The sequence below is a fragment of the Citromicrobium bathyomarinum genome (assembly GCF_021021475.1).
Taxonomy (GTDB): Bacteria; Pseudomonadota; Alphaproteobacteria; order Sphingomonadales; family Sphingomonadaceae; genus Alteriqipengyuania; species Alteriqipengyuania bathyomarina.
The window spans coordinates 112,476-128,756 of record NZ_JAINWL010000004.1; the positions used below are offsets into that span (position 1 = coordinate 112,476).

At 64.5% G+C, this 16,281-nt stretch carries 18 protein-coding genes; 10 read left to right on the forward strand and 8 right to left on the reverse strand.

All coding sequences use genetic code 11. The features are described 5' to 3' along the window. Positions 1–94: 94 nt before the first annotated feature. The 4 genes from K7H93_RS14705 to K7H93_RS14720 form a co-directional block, all read right to left on the reverse strand. The gene (locus K7H93_RS14705) at positions 95–1,900 is read right to left on the reverse strand and encodes an acyl-CoA dehydrogenase C-terminal domain-containing protein (RefSeq protein WP_230784255.1); all 1,806 of its coding nucleotides are present in this window, start codon (positions 1,898–1,900) and stop codon (positions 95–97) included. 31 nt (positions 1,901–1,931) lie between these two features. After that, positions 1,932–2,372 (reverse strand): MerR family transcriptional regulator, encoded by a 441-nt coding sequence (locus K7H93_RS14710; protein WP_010237997.1) that lies wholly within the window; start codon positions 2,370–2,372, stop codon positions 1,932–1,934. A 32-nt stretch (positions 2,373–2,404) separates the two neighbouring features. Next, the gene (gene hisI / locus K7H93_RS14715; protein WP_230784256.1) at positions 2,405–2,782 is read right to left on the reverse strand and encodes a phosphoribosyl-AMP cyclohydrolase; all 378 of its coding nucleotides are present in this window, start codon (positions 2,780–2,782) and stop codon (positions 2,405–2,407) included. A 295-nt stretch (positions 2,783–3,077) separates the two neighbouring features. Continuing rightward, positions 3,078–3,845 carry a ComF family protein gene (locus tag K7H93_RS14720; RefSeq protein WP_230784257.1) on the reverse strand — a complete coding sequence of 256 codons (768 nt, stop codon included), beginning with the start codon at positions 3,843–3,845 and terminating at the stop codon, positions 3,078–3,080. A 42-nt stretch (positions 3,846–3,887) separates the two neighbouring features. Between K7H93_RS14720 and K7H93_RS14725 the strand changes: the two genes are divergently transcribed. Beyond that, on the forward strand, positions 3,888–4,652 hold the full coding sequence (locus tag K7H93_RS14725; RefSeq protein ID WP_230784258.1) for a class I SAM-dependent methyltransferase: 765 nt from the start codon (positions 3,888–3,890) through the stop codon (positions 4,650–4,652). On the opposite strand, the gene ppdK is transcribed toward K7H93_RS14725, so the two are convergent. Genes ppdK through K7H93_RS14740 form a run of 3 tightly spaced genes read right to left on the reverse strand, consistent with a single transcriptional unit; the run spans position 4,649 to position 10,701 of the window. Continuing rightward, positions 4,649–7,318: a pyruvate, phosphate dikinase gene (gene ppdK / locus K7H93_RS14730; protein ID WP_230784259.1), complete on the reverse strand. Its 2,670-nt coding sequence runs from the start codon at positions 7,316–7,318 to the stop codon at positions 4,649–4,651. The genes K7H93_RS14725 and ppdK overlap by 4 nt on opposite strands. Before the next feature lie 57 nt (positions 7,319–7,375). After that, complete coding sequence (gene glyS / locus K7H93_RS14735) at positions 7,376–9,835, reverse strand: glycine--tRNA ligase subunit beta (RefSeq protein WP_230784260.1); 2,460 nt, start codon at positions 9,833–9,835, stop codon at positions 7,376–7,378. Further along, positions 9,802–10,701, reverse strand: coding sequence for a glycine--tRNA ligase subunit alpha (locus K7H93_RS14740; protein WP_230784261.1), 900 nt, complete (start codon positions 10,699–10,701; stop codon positions 9,802–9,804). Before K7H93_RS14740 ends, glyS begins: the two co-directional genes overlap by 34 nt. A 301-nt stretch (positions 10,702–11,002) precedes the next feature. Between K7H93_RS14740 and K7H93_RS14745 the strand changes: the two genes are divergently transcribed. The 9 genes from K7H93_RS14745 (at position 11,003) to K7H93_RS14780 (ending at position 15,837) form a co-directional block, all read left to right on the forward strand. Beyond that, the gene (locus K7H93_RS14745) at positions 11,003–11,323 is read left to right on the forward strand and encodes a UrcA family protein (RefSeq protein ID WP_230784262.1); all 321 of its coding nucleotides are present in this window, start codon (positions 11,003–11,005) and stop codon (positions 11,321–11,323) included. A gap of 91 nt (positions 11,324–11,414) precedes the next feature. Continuing rightward, the gene (locus tag K7H93_RS16015) at positions 11,415–11,549 is read left to right on the forward strand and encodes a hypothetical protein (protein WP_269060307.1); all 135 of its coding nucleotides are present in this window, start codon (positions 11,415–11,417) and stop codon (positions 11,547–11,549) included. Continuing rightward, a complete protein-coding gene (locus K7H93_RS14750; RefSeq protein WP_230784263.1) occupies positions 11,546–11,932 on the forward strand; it encodes a hypothetical protein in 387 nt (128 codons plus the stop codon). Before K7H93_RS16015 ends, K7H93_RS14750 begins: the two co-directional genes overlap by 4 nt. Next, complete coding sequence (locus tag K7H93_RS14755; protein ID WP_010237982.1) at positions 11,929–12,126, forward strand: helix-turn-helix transcriptional regulator; 198 nt, start codon at positions 11,929–11,931, stop codon at positions 12,124–12,126. Before K7H93_RS14750 ends, K7H93_RS14755 begins: the two co-directional genes overlap by 4 nt. Positions 12,127–12,128: 2 nt before the next feature. Continuing rightward, on the forward strand, positions 12,129–12,581 hold the full coding sequence (locus K7H93_RS14760) for a hypothetical protein (RefSeq protein ID WP_226663604.1): 453 nt from the start codon (positions 12,129–12,131) through the stop codon (positions 12,579–12,581). Positions 12,582–12,638: 57 nt separating this feature from the next. Further along, entirely contained in the window at positions 12,639–13,520 is an 882-nt protein-coding gene (locus K7H93_RS14765; protein WP_230784264.1) for a TraB/GumN family protein, read from the forward strand. Next, the gene (locus K7H93_RS14770) at positions 13,517–14,407 is read left to right on the forward strand and encodes a TraB/GumN family protein (RefSeq protein ID WP_230784265.1); all 891 of its coding nucleotides are present in this window, start codon (positions 13,517–13,519) and stop codon (positions 14,405–14,407) included. Before K7H93_RS14765 ends, K7H93_RS14770 begins: the two co-directional genes overlap by 4 nt. A 114-nt stretch (positions 14,408–14,521) precedes the next feature. After that, entirely contained in the window at positions 14,522–15,199 is a 678-nt protein-coding gene (locus K7H93_RS14775) for a 50S ribosomal protein L25/general stress protein Ctc (protein ID WP_230784266.1), read from the forward strand. Between the two features lie 44 nt (positions 15,200–15,243). Beyond that, on the forward strand, positions 15,244–15,837 hold the full coding sequence (locus K7H93_RS14780; protein WP_230784267.1) for a hypothetical protein: 594 nt from the start codon (positions 15,244–15,246) through the stop codon (positions 15,835–15,837). 22 nt (positions 15,838–15,859) lie between these two features. On the opposite strand, the gene K7H93_RS14785 is transcribed toward K7H93_RS14780, so the two are convergent. After that, positions 15,860–16,273 carry a hypothetical protein gene (locus K7H93_RS14785; protein ID WP_230784268.1) on the reverse strand — a complete coding sequence of 138 codons (414 nt, stop codon included), beginning with the start codon at positions 16,271–16,273 and terminating at the stop codon, positions 15,860–15,862. Positions 16,274–16,281 lie beyond the last annotated feature (8 nt).

Sequence of the window (16,281 nt, forward strand, 5' to 3'; positions counted from 1 at the left end):
AATATAACGTCAAACGCGGGATGCCCTATGGTGAGGGCACCCCGCGTCTGTACTTCATCAACTAGGTCCCAGCGTGACGCTGCGACTCGGGCGATCAGGAGGCGGTCGCGAAGGCCTCTTCGCCTAGCGCCATCATCGATTCGCTGCCGCTTTCGATCTTGCGGCGCAGCGCACCGGCATCCGGCACGAAGCGGTCGGCGAAGTAGCGGGCGGTGGCGATCTTGGCTTCGTAGAACGCCTTGTCGTCGCTGCCCTCGGCCAGCTTTGCCTTGGCGACGCGGGCCATCTTGACCCACATCAGCATCAGGCAGGCGATGCCCATGATGTGCATGTAGTGGTGCGCGCCCGCGCCCAGGTGGTTGGGGTTCTGCATTGCGTTCTGCATGAACCACATGGTCGCAGCCTTCTGTTCGCCGACCGCCTTCTCAAGCGCCCCGGCCAGTTCGGCCATGCCTTCTTCGCCCTTGACCGAAGCGACTTCGTCGTCGACCAGCTTGAAGAACGCCTGCACCGCGCGGCCGCCGTGCATCGCGAGCTTGCGCCCGGCGAGGTCCATCGCCTGAATGCCGTTGGTGCCTTCGTAGATCATCGCGATGCGGGCATCGCGCACGAACTGCTCCATGCCCCACTCGGCGATGTAGCCGTGGCCGCCATAGACCTGCTGCATGTTGTTCGCGACGTCATAGCCTTTGTCGGTGCCGTAGCCCTTGATGACCGGGGTCATGAGGCCGACGAGGTCGTCCGCCAGCTGGCGCTCGTCCTCGTCCTGCAGCGCGTGGCTGAGATCCTGCTGAAGCGCGGTCCACAGCGCGAAGGCGCGCATGCCTTCGTTGAAGGCCTTGGCGTCCATCAGCATCCGGCGCACGTCGGGGTGAACGAAGATCGGATCGGCCTTCTCGTCCGGCTCTGCCGGGCCGGTCAGCGCACGGCCCTGACGGCGGTCGAGCGCGTAGGTCACGGCGTTCTGGTAGGAGACTTCGGCCTGGCTGAGGCCCTGGATGCCCACGCCAAGGCGCGCGGCGTTCATCATGATGAACATCGCGGCGAGGCCCTTGTTCTCCTCGCCGACCATCCAGCCTTTCGCCTCGTCATAGTTCATGACGCAGGTCGAGTTGCCGTGAATGCCCATCTTGTGCTCGATCGAACCGCACATCACGCCGTTGCGATCGCCCACCGAGCCGTCGTCGTTGACGAGGAACTTGGGCACCACGAACAGCGAGATGCCCTTCGAGGAATCGGGCGCCCCCGGCGTCTTCGCCAGCACGAGGTGGATGATGTTTTCCGCCATGTCGTGCTCGCCGGCGGAGATGAAGATCTTGGTCCCGGTGATCGAATAGCTTCCATCAGCCTGCGGTTCAGCCTTGGTGCGGATGAGGCCCAGATCGGTGCCGCAATGCGGCTCGGTCAGGTTCATCGTGCCGGTCCATTCGCAGCTGACCATCTTGGGCAGATACTTTTCCTTCTGCTCCTGGCTGCCCTTGGCGATCAGCGCCGAGATCGCGCCGTTGGTGAGGCCGGGATACATGCCGAAAGCCTGGTTGGAAGAGCTGATCATTTCTTCCATCGCGAAGGCGACAACGTGCGGCAGGCCCTGCCCGCCGAATTCCTCGGGCATGGAAAGCGTGCCCCAGCCCGCCTCGCGGAACTGGTCGAAGGCTTCCTTGAAGCCCGTCGGCGTGGTCACCGAACCGTCATCGTGGCGGGTGCAGCCTTCCTGGTCACCGACCTGGTTGAGCGGCTGCAGCACCTCGGCGGTGAACTTGCCGGCCTCGTCGATGATCGAGGTGACCATGTCGGTCGTCGCGTTCTCGAAGCCGGGCAGGTTGCCGTAGCTTTCGAGGTCGAGCATCTCGTTGATGATGAAGCGAAAATCGCGAGTGGGGGCAGTATAGCTGGGCATTCAAAGGTCCTCTGAAGCGGGGATTTGGGGATCAGTCCTGATCGATTTGCTCGATATGGGCGATAAACTCGGAAAGCTCGCTGATCGATGAGTCGATATCGTCACGCTGCTGTTTCAGCTTGGCGACGTGGGCGCGGCAACGTTCGATGGTGACCCTTCGCTGCTCCACCCGGCCGTCGCCCAGATCGTAGAGATCGATCATCTCCTTGATCTCGCCAAGGCTGAAACCGACGTTCTTGGCCCGCATGATCCACGCGAGCCGGGCGCGGTCGCGCTTGGAATAGATCCGCGTCAGCCCGTTTCGGGTCGGCGCTATAAGGCCTTCGTCTTCGTAGAAGCGCAGCGCGCGCGCGGTGCAGTCGAACTCGGCGGTAAGGTCGGAGATCGAATAGCTCTCACGCTCCTGCGCATCGGGCCGGTCGAGATGGGCTCCGGCCCCGGTATAGGGCCTTTTGGCAGCAGCTTGGGTCATAGGCGGGAATATATATGCCCTTTACGTAAAGGTCAATCCGTGACCGGTTCGAGTTGGCCGTCCGTCAGCCGGCGATAAAAGCAGCTGCGCGCGCCCGTGTGGCATGCCGGGCCCGCAGGCTCGGCGTGGATCACCAGCGCATCCTGATCGCAGTCGACCAGAATCTCGCGCACCCGCAGCACATTCCCGCTGGTCTCTCCCTTGCACCAGAGCTTGCCGCGCGAACGGGAGTGGAAGTGCGCGAGCCCGGTCTTCAGCGTCGCGTCGAGCGCTTCGCGATCGAGATGCGCGACCATCAGTACTTCCCGGCTCGCGGCATCCACCACCACGCCTGTTAGGAGCCCGTCGGCACCGAATTTCGGCAAGAACTGCGTGCCCGATTCGCGCTCCGCATCATGTGTGTGAGCCATGCTATCCTTTCGTTTCCCGTCGCCTAGCCGGTTAGACCGATTGTTGCCAATCCACCACACCGGGGGGTGAATCCTTTCATTTTTACAACGGCACCGTTGGCAAGAGCCCGTCGCTTTGGGAAGAATGCGTTCTGTGGCCGGGAACGGTCGCCCTTCAGGCCGAGGCGCCGCGCAGATGCGCCGGGTTCAGGGGGATGCATTTTCCGGATGGGGGTTTTTCCGGAGGTGCGAAGACGATGGTTTTGGTCTGCCGATCGGCCTTTCGGGGGAATGGCCGGGCAGATTTGGAAATTCGTCACGCGGCGCCCGGGATCGTTTCGGTCCCGGGCGTTTCGTTTTCCGGCACCCTGGCAAAGCACGCGATTCTCACACTTTTTGCCCCTGCCCCCAGTAATGCCACGGTGCACGCGGTGCTGGTCGCGCCGCTGGTGAGCACGTCGTCGACCAGAATGACATGACGGCCCGCAATATCTTCGCGACGCCCCGCCCTCACCCGGATCGCCCCGCGCAGAGCTTCGGCACGGCTTGCCCTGCCCAGTCCGCCCAGCTTGGGCGTCGCGCGAGTCCGCTGCAACGCATCAACCCGCACTGCATGGCCACTGTGCTTCGCAATTGCACGGGCGAGCAGCGCGGACTGGTTATAGCCGCGCTGCCACAGCCGCGTGGGATGAAGCGGCACCGGCACCAGCAGCGAATCGCGGGGAGCATGGGCAAGCCGGCTCGCCATCAGCCGCCCCATCAGCGCGGCAAGCCCGATCCGCCCGCCATGCTTGAACCTCAACACCAGCTGCCGGGCAGGCTCGTTATAGAGCGCCGCCGCGGCGATCCCTGCGTGTTGGGGCGGGTGCGCAATACAGTGGCGGCAGACGCTATCCGGCCCGCCTTGCGGGAGCGGCGTGTGGCACAGGCTGCACGCAGGCTCTCCCGGAAACTCGAAATCCTCCCAGCAGGCGGCGCACAATCCCGGCCCTGCCGCGATTCCATCCCCGCAGAGCGGGCAGCGTGGCGGATAGACGAAATCGACCAGCGGCCTGAAGGCGGAGGACACGACATTGCTGGCCATCGCGGACTATGCTGCTCCCCTGCCCCGATGTAGGCAAGCGCGATGACTGAAGGCCCCATCGAACGTAGCGTCCCTCGCATCTTCTCCCCAGCCCGCAGACGGGCCCGCTACCACCGTGCTCTCGCCCGGCAGCGCGTCGAGGATGCCGCGCGGTTCGTGTTCGACGACTTGATCGAGGATGTGCTCGAGCGGTTCGACTTCACACGCGCCGAACCCGGCTCCGCGCTTTTGATCGGCGACGTCACCGGACAGCTCGCCACCGAATTGCGCGCGCGCGGTTTCGAGGTCGAGAGCGCTGGGCCGGACGTGCTCGACGAAGAGCAGCCCTTCCCCCGCACCTATCGTTACGTTCTCAACCTCGGCCTGCTCGACACGCTCAACGACCTGCCGGGCGCGCTGGTCCATGCGCGCCATGCGCTGGAGCCGGGCGGGATGATGATCGCCCAGTGTCTTGGCGCGGGCACCCTCCCGGCGCTGCGGCAGGTGGTGCAGGTCGCGGATGGAGCGCGGACCTATGCCCGCATCCACCCGCAGATCGATCGTCCCGCCGCGAGCGGGCTGATGAGCCGCGCGGGGTTTGCCAAGCAGGTGGTCGACAGCCGCGTGCTCCGCGCCCGATACCGCGAGCTGGACCGTCTCATCGCGGACCTGCGCGATCAGGGACTGACGGGCATCCTTGCCGATGCCCCGCCCGCTTTCACCCGGTCAAGCTGGGCGCGCGCGCAGGCGGGGTTCGAGCCGCTGAGGGAAGAGGACGGGAAGGTCACCGAGACCTTCGAAATCCTCTCCCTCACAGGCTGGGGTTAGGCCTTCCGCAACGCCGCCTGCGCCGCCGCCAACCGCGCGATCGGCACGCGGAAGGGCGAGGCGCTGACATAGTCCAGCCCGACCTTTTCGCAGAACCCGATGCTGGCGGGATCGCCGCCGTGCTCGCCGCAAATGCCCAGCTTGATCTTGGGATCGGTCTTGCGCCCGCGCTCGACCGCGATCTCGACCAGCTGGCCCACGCCATCCACATCGAGGCTGACGAAGGGATCGCGCGCGAAGATGCCGCGATCGACGTAGGAGCCGAGGAAGCGGCCCGCATCGTCGCGGCTCAGGCCGAGCGTGGTCTGCGTCAGATCGTTGGTGCCGAAGCTGAAGAAGCGCGCTTCTTCCGCGATCTCGCCCGCCATCAGCGCGGCGCGCGGCAGCTCGATCATGGTGCCGACGAGGTATTCGACCCGCGTGCCCTTCTCCGCGAAGACCTCTTCGGCCACCCGGTCGACCAGCGCTCGCAGGATCTCCAGCTCGCGCTTCGTGGCCACCAGCGGGATCATCACTTCGGGCAGCGGCGCCTCGCCGCTCTTTTCCTTCACCGCGCACACGGCTTCGAAGATGGCGCGCGCCTGCATTTCGTAGATTTCGGGATAGGTGATCCCGAGGCGGCAGCCGCGATGGCCGAGCATCGGGTTGAACTCGTGCAGTTCCGCGACCCGGCGCTTGAGCCGATCCTCGTCCATGCCTGTCGCTTCGACCAGATCGGCGAAGTCGCCGTCATCGGCGGGCAGGAACTCGTGCAGCGGCGGATCGAGCAGGCGGATCGTGCAGGGGAGCCCTGCCATCACCTCGAAGATCGCCTCGAAATCGCTGCGCTGTTCGGGCAGCAGCTTGGCCAGCGCGGCGCGGCGGCCCTCTTCATGCTCGGCGAGGATCATCTCGCGCACGGCCATGATCCGGTCTGCATCGAAGAACATGTGCTCGGTCCGGCACAGGCCGATGCCTTCCGCGCCGAAGCTGCGCGCGGTCTTGCAGTCCTCGGGCGTTTCGGCGTTGGTCCGCACGCCCATCCGGCGCGCGTCGTCGGCCCATTCCATGACCTTCGCGAAGTCGCCCGCCAGCTCGGGCTCGATCGTGGGCACCTGCCCGCGCATCACCTGTCCGTTACTACCGTCGAGCGTGATGACATCGCCTTCCGCCAGCTCGGCCTGGCCGATCCGCACGGTACGCGCCTTGCGATCGATCGAGACGCCGCTCGCGCCCGAGACGCAGGGGCGGCCCATGCCGCGTGCAACCACCGCCGCGTGGCTGGTCATCCCGCCGCGTGCGGTCAGGATGCCCTTGGCCGCGTGCATTCCGTGAATATCCTCGGGCGAGGTTTCGACCCGCACCAGGATCACCGCATCGCCGCGATTGGCCCATTGCTCGGCCGTATCGGCATCCAGCGCGATCTTGCCGCTCGCCGCACCGGGCGAGGCCGGCAGGCCGGTCGCCAGAATGTCGCGCGGGGCATCGGGGTTGAGCGTGGGGTGGAGCAGCTGGTCGAGCGCCATAGGATCGATCCGCAGCACCGCCGTCTTGCGGTCGATCAAGCCTTCGCCTTCCATCTCCACCGCCATCTTCAGCGCCGCCTTTGCCGTGCGCTTGCCGTTGCGGGTCTGGAGGAGCCACAAGGTGCCCTGCTGCACCGTGAACTCGATGTCCTGCATGTCCTTGTAGTGCTTTTCGAGCAGGTCGAACACGCGGGCGAGCTCTGCGTAGGCATCGGGCATGGCCTCTTCCATGCTCGGCTTGTCGGCCCCGGCTTCCTCGCGCCGCGCCTTGGTGAGGTATTGCGGCGTGCGGATACCCGCGACCACATCCTCGCCCTGCGCGTTCACCAGCCACTCGCCGTAATAGTACTTCTCGCCGGTCGAGGGGTCGCGGGTGAAGGCGACGCCGGTGGCGCTGTCGTCACCCATGTTGCCGAACACCATTGCCTGCACGTTCACCGCGGTGCCGAGGTCATGCGGAATGTCGTTCAGGCGGCGGTAGATCTTCGCCCGCTCGCTGTCCCAGCTTTCGAACACCGCGCGGATTGCGCCCCACAGCTGCGTGTCGACATCCTGCGGGAACGGCTCGTCCTGCTCACGCTCGACGATCTTGAGGTACTCGCCGACCAGCGCTTCCCAATGCTGCGCTTCCATGTCGGTATCCGAATAGAAGCCATTGTCTTCGCGCATGATCTCCAGCGCTTCCTCGAACAGGCCGTGATCGATGCCGAGCACGACGTCCGAGTACATCTGGATAAACCGGCGGTAGCTGTCCCACGCGAAGCGCGCGTCGCCGCTGGTCTCAGCCAGCCCCTTCACCGTCTCGTCGTTGAGGCCGAGGTTGAGGACCGTGTCCATCATCCCGGGCATCGAGATCGCCGCGCCCGAGCGGACCGAGACGAGCAGCGGGTCCGCCGCATCGCCCAGCGTCTTGCCCACGGTCGCTTCGACATGGCCCACGCCCTTGGCGACCGCATCGCGCAGTTCCGGCGCGAAGTCGCCGCCGCGATCGAGGTAGCGCAGGCATTCCTCGGTCGTGATGGTGAAGCCCGGAGGCACGGGCAAACCGATGCTCGCCATTTCGGCAAGGTTCGCACCCTTGCCGCCGGTGATGGTCTTGTCCTTCTGGCGCGCGTCCGAGTGGTCTGCGTTGCCGCCGAAGTGGTAGACTGTCTGCGTCATTTCGATCGTACCCCGGTATTCCCTGACACACCTGACACACTGTCCAGGCGCAAATTTCTATCCCTCGATCTTTCCGAAATCCGCCACCTGATGGACGGCATTACGGAACCGCGCCAGCAGGCCGAGGCGCGCGGTGCGCTTCGCTTCGTCGTCATCGTTGACGGTGACGTTTTCGAAGAAATCATCGATCGGCTTCCTCAGGCTGGCGAGCGCGGACATGGCATCGGCAAAACGCTCTTCCTCGACTGCCCGTTCCGCCTGCGGGCCTGCCGCGTCGAGCGCGTCGATCAGCGCCTTCTCGGCCGGTTCGGGCGTGTAGGACAGGTCTTTACCAGACGGGTGAGCGGATTTTTCCGCCATCTGGGCGGCGACGACGTCCTTCATGTCCGGATCGTCGACCATCACCAGCGGGTCTTCCTCGCCGGTATGCGGCGCATCGTCATCCGCGCCCTGCCAGTCTTCCTTCTTGAGGATATTCGCCGCGCGCTTGTACCCCGCGAGCAGGTTCCGGCCGTCCTCGGTCTCCATGAAGCTCTGGAGCGCATGGACGCGGGCGAGCAGACGGACGAGATCGTCCTCCCCGCCAAGCGCGAACACCGCGTCGATCAGGTCGTGCCGGACGCCCGCCTCACGCTGCTGGACCTTCAGGCGGTCGGCGAAGAAGTCGAGGAGATCGTGTGCGGTCTCCGAGAACTTTTCGTCATACCTACCGAAAGACTTACTTACATACGAAGTGACTTCACCACCCATCACCACCGACATGCTTTCGTCCATGCCCGCCTTCGCCTTCTTGAGACGCTGCGCATTGCTGAACGATTGAATATCCTCGCGAACTGCGCCCAGCGCTCGCTCAAAGGCTTGCATCAGCGGGATACGAATTTCAGCATCCTGGTTGATGCGCAAGGTACTCAGCGTCGCACGACGCAGTGCATAAGGATCCTTCGATCCGGTTGGTTTCTCTGCGATTTCGAAGAATGCGGCAAGCGTATCCAGCTTATCCGCCAGACTCACCGCCACCGTCACCGGCGCAGTCGGCACCTCGTCGCCCTGCCCGACCGGCTTGTAGTGATCGCGGATCGCGTCGGCCACGGCATCGGGCAGGCCCTCGGCGCGGGCGTAGTAGCCGCCCATCAGGCCCTGCAGCTCGGGGAATTCGCCGACCATTTCGGTGACGAGATCGGCCTTGCACAGGCGCGCGGCCTGTTCGGCCATGTCGGCCAGTTCCTCTTTCGTCACCCCCGCGGAGGCGGGGGGGGTCCCGCTCCCTTTCGCGTTCGCTCCCGAAAAAGCGGGATTCCCGCCTTCGCGGGAATGACGGGGTTGAGCGGTGACGACATCGGATTCCACCAGCCAGCGGGCCAGCTTGGCGACCCGTTCGACCTTGTCGGCGACGGTGCCCAGCTTCTCATGGAAAGTGATCCGCTTGAGCCCCTCGGCATGCTGCGCGAGGGTTTTCTTCTGGTCGACCTCCCAGAAGAAGCGCGCGTCGGACAGCCGCGCGGCGAGCACCTTGCGGTTGCCGTCGACGATCGCTGCCCCGCCATCAGCCGCCTCGATATTGGCGGTGCAGATGAAGGCGTTGGCGAGCGTGCCTTGCGCGTCCTCGCACACGAAGTACTTCTGGTTCACCCGCGCGGTGAGCTGGATCGTCTCGGGCGGGACTTCTAGGAAATCCTCCTCGAACCGGCCGAGCAGTGGGATCGGCCATTCGGTGAGCCCGGCATTCTCGACCACCAGCCCCTCGTCCTCGACCAGGCTCAGCCCGGCCTCCGACGCGACCCTGGCCGCACCTTCTCGGATCAGCGCGGCGCGTTCCTCATGATCGACGATCACATGCGCAGCGCGCAGCTTCACCGCATAGTCGTCCGCATCGCCGATGGTGATGTCGCCCGAGTGGTGGAAGCGGTGGCCCAGCGTGACCGCGCCGCTCGTGACGCCATGCACCTCGCACTCGACCACCTCGTCGCCCAGCAGTGCGACGATGCCGGAGAGCGGGCGCACCCAGCGCATGCTCTCGGTCGAGATCGACGCCGCGCCCCAGCGCATCGACTTGGGCCAGGCGAAATCGCGGATGATCGCCGGGATCGCCTCGGCCAGCACATCGCGCACCGCCCTGCCCGGCGTGTCGATCACGGCGAAGTACGTCTCGCGGCCCTTCACGTCGCGCACCTCGAGCTGGTCGCGGGTCACATTGTTCTTGCGGCAGAAGCCGTCGACGGCTTGGTCTGGCGCGCCCACCGGCGGGCCCTTGGCTTCCTCGCTGATGGCCTGCGTCTCGACCGGCAGCCCGCGCGCGATCAGCGCGAGACGGCGCGGGGTGGACCACACGGTCACCTCGCCCATCGCGACGCCCGCCGCGTCCATCTCGCGCCGGAACAGCTTTTCGAGCTCGGCGCGCGCACCCGCCTGCATCCGCGCGGGGATTTCTTCGGAGCGCAGTTCGAGGAGGAAGTCGCTCGCGTTCTTGTCGGGTGAACGTTCGTTCACAGAGACCACTCCGGATATTTCTCGGCCCATTTCGGCGCCATCAGCTCGGCGTATTTCTCGCAGGAGCCACGCGCCAGATCGCGCACGCGGCCCATGTAGCTCGCGCGTTCCTGCACGCTGATCACGCCGCGCGCCTGCAGCAGGTTGAAGATGTGGCTCGCTTCCACCGCCTGTTCGTAGGCGGCGATGGGGACGTTGTTGGAGAGCGCGTTCTCGCACTCCTTCTCCGCCTTGGCGAACAGATCGAACAGCGCATCCGTCTCCGCGACCTCGAAGTTCCACTTGGACATCTGCTTCTCGTTTTCGAGAAACACGTCGCCGTATGATACGCCGCGATCGTTGAACTGGAGGTCGTACACGTTGTCGACGCCCTGGATATACATCGCGAGCCGTTCGAGCCCGTAGGTCAGCTCGCCCGCGACCGGCTTGCAGTCAAACCCGCCCATCTGCTGGAAATAGGTGAACTGCGTCACTTCCATCCCGTCGCACCAGACTTCCCAGCCCAGCCCCCAGGCGCCCAGCGTGGGCGATTCCCAGTCGTCTTCCACGAAGCGGATATCGTGCTTGAGCGGATCGATCCCGATCACCCGCAGCGATTCCAGATAGAGGTTCTGGATGTCGGGCGGGCTCGGCTTCAGGATCACCTGATACTGATAGTAGTGCTGCAGCCGGTTCGGGTTCTCGCCATAGCGGCCATCGGTCGGCCGGCGGCACGGCTGCACGAAGGCGGCATTCCAGGGCTCCGGCCCCAGCGCGCGCAGCGTCGTCGCGGTGTGGAACGTGCCTGCCCCCATACGCATGTCGTAGGGTTGCAGGATGACACACCCTTGCGCGCTCCAGAAATCGTGAAGCGCAAGGATCATGTCTTGGAAACTGGACTGCGGGGACCGGCTCATGGTGCGAGCGGCCATGGCGAAGCCGCGCGACAGCGTCAACGGCGTGAACGGTGAAAGATTCGCAAGAGCGTGCGCGGCACGCGCATCGCTATTGCAATGGATAGCCCAGAGTTTGCGGGAAAATGTTCCCTGTAAATACAGAGCTATACAGCCATTTTCCCGTCTCACGTGTCAGGAATATCGGTCTTAATGTCAGGTCATGTTGACAGCGTCAGCGAATCGAGCCATATAGTCAGCACAACCTGACATACCGGAAGGTTGGCATGACCATTGGACCCAATATCCAAAAAGGAATGAACTGATGAAAACCCGTATCCTCACCGCCGTCCTGTTCGCCGCCGCCCTCGTCCCCGTGAACGCATCGGCGCACACCCGTTCGATCGAAATCGACACCGGCAACTTCGACCTCTCGACCCAGGCCGGACGCGACATGCTCGATGCGCGGATCGACGGCGCGGTGCGCAATCTCTGCCGCAGTGGCCAGCGCGGTGTCGCCGCACGCCTCGAAATGCAGACCTGCGCGGCAGATGTCCGCAGCGCGGTGCAGTCGCAGGTCGCACTGGCTCTGGCCGATGCACGCGGCGCTCACCTGGCCGGCCTGCCCATCGATCCGGAAGCGTGACCCCCACAGGGCGGAGCCGACGCCCCAAAGTCTGCTCCGCCCCTTTCGGCGCAAAGCCTTCAGCCCTTCGCATCAAACGAAAGATACCGAGATGACCAACACGCTGAGCCCAACCCGACAGCCGCTTTGGAAGCGCATCGCCGCCGGCGCATTCGTCGTGCTCGCCGGCTATGGTGCGGGCAATATCGCGGCGAAGATCGTCATGTTCTCCGGGAGCGCCGCATGACCCGGGACAAGCGCACGCGCCTGTATCTCACCGCCGCGTCGATGGGTTTTGTCGCGACCATCCTGATGGTGGTTTCGCGGATCCTCGACTGGCCCGACTTCGTGGCCGGGCTGAGTGTCGGCGTATTGCTGGTCAGCCTGGTGATGCTTTTGCTGCGGCGGTTTCGCGACGAATATATCGAGCAGCTGTGGAACAGCGGCACCGGCTTCGCCTTCGTGGCGGTGGTTGCCACCTTCGCCTTCGCCCCCTTCCTCGAAGGGTTTGTCGACGGGGTGACCAGATCGGCCCGCGACCAGATGATCAGCCCCGAGTTCGTCGGCCCGATCGCCCTCATCGCCTTCTTCGTAGGCTTCCACCTCAAGTGGCTGAGGAGCAGCTTGTGAAGAACCGTCTCAAAGTTTTGCGCGCCGAACGCGACTGGAGCCAGGCGGAGCTGGCCGGGAGGCTCGACGTGTCGCGGCAGGCGGTCAACGCCATCGAGACCGGCAAGCACGACCCCTCGCTGGGCCTTGCCTTCAAGATATCGCGCGTGTTCGACATGCCGATCGAAACCATTTTCCTCGAAGAGGAGGACTGACAATGGATCACGAACTCGACGAAACCCGCAATCCGGGTGAGGCGCGCAACCGCGCCCGCCAGCGGCGCAAGTGGGCTTTCCTGATCTTCGCCGGGCTGGTCGGTGCAGTGATCGGCGCGCTGCTGTCCGGGCTCGAGAACGGGGAAGGAAACTTCCTCGTCGGTCAAATCGAGACGCTGACCATGCCCGCATGGGCGGCGATCGCGATGGCTGCGGCGTTCTTCTTCGCCTTCGCGGTGCTGCCGGTCTGGGGGTTCACCCAGATCGACGACTACCAGATGCGCCAGAACCTGATCGGCTATGCCGGCGGCTGCATCGCTGCCGTCGCGGGCTACCCGATCTGGGCGGTGCTCGCGATGGGCGGGCTGGTGCCCCACCCCACCGCATTCGGAATTTTCGTCATTGCCTTTGCCGCTACGATGCTGACATTCCTTGCCGTCAAATTGCGCGGCTAGGCGGATGCATCGCAGCTTTCCTCAGACTTCCGCCTTTTTCTTCCAGGAGCACACAACATGCTTGCCAGAATGACCCGCAACACCCTGATCGGCCTTGCCGCCGCATTCTCCCTCACCACCGGCGCGATGGCGCAGGATGCACCCGCCCTGTGGCGCGTGGCGGACGCGGATACGACGATTTACCTGTTCGGCACGGTCCACGCCCTGCCTTCCGACGTCGACTGGTACAGCGGCCCGGTGAAGACCGCGCTGGACGAGAGCAGCACCCTCGTCACCGAAATCGACATGAGCCCTGAAGCGCTGGCCGAGATCGGCCCGATGATCCAGCAAATCGCCATCCTGCCTGAGGGAACCTCCCTGCGCGGCATGATGAGCGAAGAACAACGCGAAACCTATGAGGCAGCGATGGCCTCGCTCGGCGTGCCGCCGGAAGCGTTCGATAATCTCGAACCCTGGTTCGCGGCCCTGCAGCTGAGCAATATTGCCTTCGCCAAGGCCGGCTTCCAGCCCCAGAACGGCACCGAAACCGTGCTGGAGGCGACCGTGGGCGACACCAAGGGGCGCGATGCGCTGGAAACGCCGCGATACCAATTCTCGATCTTCGACGAACTGCCGATGGACGCGCAGATCGATTACCTCGTCGAAACCGCCGCGGAGATCGACACGCTTGGCCCGATGCTCGACGAGATGATCGCCGAATGGGCAGAGGGCGATGTCGAGGCGCTGGGCCACCTGCTCAATGACGCCCTCCAATCCGACCCCGTTCTTGCCGAGCGGCTGCTCTATGCCCGTAACGCCAACTGGGCGGTGTGGATCGACGACCGGCTCGATACGCCGGGCACGATTTTCATGGCGGTTGGCGCCGGGCACCTTGCGGGGACCAACAAGCTGCAGGATCTGCTGGCAGAGCGCGGCATTCAGGCAGTGCGGGTACAATGACCATACGCGCCGCGATCCTCGCGCTGCTGGCGCTGCTGGTCGCGGCTTGCGGCCAGCCCGACAAGAAGCCCCCGGTCGCGCCGGATGATCCGAACCCGCTGCTATGGGAGATCGCCCGGGCCGACGGGACCGCCGCGGGCTGGCTGATCGGCACGATCCACGCCCTGCCCGACGGGGTAGAGTGGCGCACCGCCTCGGTCGACACGGCGATCGCGCAGGCAGGCGTCCTCGCGGTGGAGATTGCCGACCTCGACGATCAGCGGGCGGTGACCAGCGCCTTCAAACCGCTTGCCTATTCTCCCGGGCAACCTCCCCTGCTCTCCCGCGTGCCCGCCAACCAGCGGGAGAGGCTGACTGCGCTGGTTGACGATACGCCCTATGGGCTCGACGATTTTCGCGGGATCGAAAGCTGGGGCGCGGCGCTGATCCTGTCCCAGTCGGTCGATACCGGGGCCGACGCCGCGAACGGGATCGACCGCGCGCTGATCCGCGATTTCAACGGTCGCCGGGTGGTCGAGCTCGAAGGCGCGGCGCGCCAGTTCGCGGTGTTCGACGGGCTCTCAGAACGGGCCCAGCGCGCGATGCTGGGCGCGATCGTGGAAGAGGCCGAAGCCGACAGCGACCAGCGCCAGCGCCCGATCCGACTCTACCTTCAGGGCGACGAGGCCGGGCTGGCCGCGCTCACCCGCGAAGGCCTGCTGGCGGACGAGGAAATTCGCGAAGCGCTGCTGGAGCGGCGCAATGCCGCGTGGATGCCGCGCATTATCCGCTTGCTGGAGAGCGACAGCCACCCGCTGATCGCGGTGGGGGCAGCGCACATGGTCGGCAAGGACGGGCTCGTCGCGCTGATCGAGGCCAAGGGCTACACCGTGCGCAGGGTACGCTAAGGCGGGTTGCTTTCCCGCGACTTTGCCCGTAACAGCGCGCGCTTCGGCGCCATGTGCATCCCTGGAGGCGTGGCGAGACCGAGCAAATATCAGCATTTCGAAAGGTAGTATACGATGAGCGACGCCATCACCCTGCCGGCCGAGACGCGCGACCGGGCTGGCAAGGGAGCCTCCCGGGCACTGCGTCGCGAAGGCCGTGTCCCCGCCGTGATTTATGGCGGCAAGGAAGAACCCACCCCGATCCACGTCGAAGAGCGCGAACTGGTTCGCCAGCTCGACACCGGTCACTTCATGAACTCGATCATCGAGCTTGAAGTCGGCGGCAAGAAAGTGCGCACCCTGCCCAAGGATGTTGCGCTGCACCCCGTCACCGACCGTCCCGAGCACGTGGATTTCCTGCGTCTTACCAAGGGCGCGAAGGTGGATGTGAGCGTCCCCGTCGTGTTCGTCGACGAAGAAGAATCGCCCGGCCTCAAGAAGGGTGGCGTGCTCAACGTCGTCCGTCACGAGCTTGAACTGGTCTGCGAAGCGGACAAGATCCCCGGCGAAATCACGATCAGCGTCAAGGGCAAGGAAGTCGGCGACTCGATCCACATCAGCGAAGTCGACCTTCCCAAGGGCAGCGAATCCGCGATCACCGATCGCGACTTCACCATCGCCACCTTTGTCGCTCCGTCGGCGCTCAAGAAGGCGGAAGGCGAAGGCTCCGACGAGGTCACCGAGACTGAAGTCATCGAACAGCACGCCGAAACCGTTGAAGGCGAAGACGACCAGGTCGTCGACGGCGAGTAAGCCGAGCTTCACGAATAATGCGAACGCCGGGCATCCTTCACGGGATGTCCGGCGTTTTTCTTTGTGACATCCGAAAGGCGAAATCCGGCGTTCATTTTGCGCCTGCAATGATGCCGACGAAACATCGGGGGAGTGGTGCGATGCGCGTTTTCGGGAAGGCAATCTGTCTTGCGGCAATCTCTGCGATGTCTCTGGGAAACACGCAATTTGGGCCAGACGACCTGCGGGCGGCGATGCTGGAGACGAGCATAGACAGGGCGCAGTTAGTGATCACAGACCAGCTGAAAGCGATCTACACTGCCAAGGCGGAAATTCATCACGATTACCGCTTCGGCCGCGATCATTATCTCCACAACGTGCGGCAGATCGGCTTTGTTCGGCGCTGCACGCTGCTGATCCGCACGGGGAAGTCGTTGTTGCCCGGGACGCAGGCCAGGACCGACCCGAATTCTGAATATGACCTGGGTGGTGGCATCCGGTTTGAACAAGACGGTACACAGGTGAAACTGGCATCACCCACCACGTTCCGCAGCTATTCGAGTGTCCTGATCTTCCCGAACGAGACCGAAGCGGTGAAATTCAGCGCGGCGATGAACCCGCTGGCCAGCGACTGCCGCGAACTGGCGACGCTGGGCTAGATCGCGAGCATCGCATGATCGATCAGTCTTTCGAAACGAATATCACCAGCAGCGAGAGAGCGGCCACCACACAGCCGAACAGCATGAAGCCGACCTTGGCCAGGCGGCTCGCCTTGCGGATATCGTGAACGCCGAAAAGTCGCTCCAACCGGACCCCACCGATGAATGCCAGCACCGCCATCGGCAGCATGACGAACAGCATGAGCGCCCAAAAGGGTAGCCGAAAAATGCCCAGGCCGGTGAGGCGTTCGAACACGAAGATCGCCGCCAGGCCGACCATCGCGCTGGCGAACCCGCCCATTCGGGCGATCGCCCACTCCTGATCCTGATAGCGGGATATCGCCCTCCCGCGTTTGTCGCGCCAACCCATCGGTAATGTCTCCACCCCCGCTTCCTGACGCGTATCGTGTGCCGGGCGCAAGTTAAGTTTGCGCATGGCCTGCC

Excerpts from the sequence above, each read along its gene's own strand:
- K7H93_RS14705 (WP_230784255.1), bottom strand. The coding sequence starts at position 1,900 with ATGCCCAGCTATACTGCCCCCACTCGCGATTTTCGCTTCATCATCAAC.
- K7H93_RS14710 (WP_010237997.1), bottom strand. The coding sequence starts at position 2,372 with ATGACCCAAGCTGCTGCCAAAAGGCCCTATACCGGGGCCGGAGCCCAT.
- hisI (WP_230784256.1), bottom strand. The coding sequence starts at position 2,782 with ATGGCTCACACACATGATGCGGAGCGCGAATCGGGCACGCAGTTCTTG.
- K7H93_RS14720 (WP_230784257.1), bottom strand. The coding sequence starts at position 3,845 with ATGGCCAGCAATGTCGTGTCCTCCGCCTTCAGGCCGCTGGTCGATTTC.
- K7H93_RS14725 (WP_230784258.1), top strand. The coding sequence starts at position 3,888 with ATGACTGAAGGCCCCATCGAACGTAGCGTCCCTCGCATCTTCTCCCCA.
- ppdK (WP_230784259.1), bottom strand. The coding sequence starts at position 7,318 with ATGACGCAGACAGTCTACCACTTCGGCGGCAACGCAGACCACTCGGAC.
- glyS (WP_230784260.1), bottom strand. The coding sequence starts at position 9,835 with ATGGGCCGAGAAATATCCGGAGTGGTCTCTGTGAACGAACGTTCACCC.
- K7H93_RS14740 (WP_230784261.1), bottom strand. The coding sequence starts at position 10,701 with ATGAGCCGGTCCCCGCAGTCCAGTTTCCAAGACATGATCCTTGCGCTT.
- K7H93_RS14745 (WP_230784262.1), top strand. The coding sequence starts at position 11,003 with ATGAAAACCCGTATCCTCACCGCCGTCCTGTTCGCCGCCGCCCTCGTC.
- K7H93_RS16015 (WP_269060307.1), top strand. The coding sequence starts at position 11,415 with ATGACCAACACGCTGAGCCCAACCCGACAGCCGCTTTGGAAGCGCATC.
- K7H93_RS14750 (WP_230784263.1), top strand. The coding sequence starts at position 11,546 with ATGACCCGGGACAAGCGCACGCGCCTGTATCTCACCGCCGCGTCGATG.
- K7H93_RS14760 (WP_226663604.1), top strand. The coding sequence starts at position 12,129 with ATGGATCACGAACTCGACGAAACCCGCAATCCGGGTGAGGCGCGCAAC.
- K7H93_RS14765 (WP_230784264.1), top strand. The coding sequence starts at position 12,639 with ATGCTTGCCAGAATGACCCGCAACACCCTGATCGGCCTTGCCGCCGCA.
- K7H93_RS14770 (WP_230784265.1), top strand. The coding sequence starts at position 13,517 with ATGACCATACGCGCCGCGATCCTCGCGCTGCTGGCGCTGCTGGTCGCG.
- K7H93_RS14775 (WP_230784266.1), top strand. The coding sequence starts at position 14,522 with ATGAGCGACGCCATCACCCTGCCGGCCGAGACGCGCGACCGGGCTGGC.
- K7H93_RS14780 (WP_230784267.1), top strand. The coding sequence starts at position 15,244 with ATGTCCGGCGTTTTTCTTTGTGACATCCGAAAGGCGAAATCCGGCGTT.
- K7H93_RS14785 (WP_230784268.1), bottom strand. The coding sequence starts at position 16,273 with ATGCGCAAACTTAACTTGCGCCCGGCACACGATACGCGTCAGGAAGCG.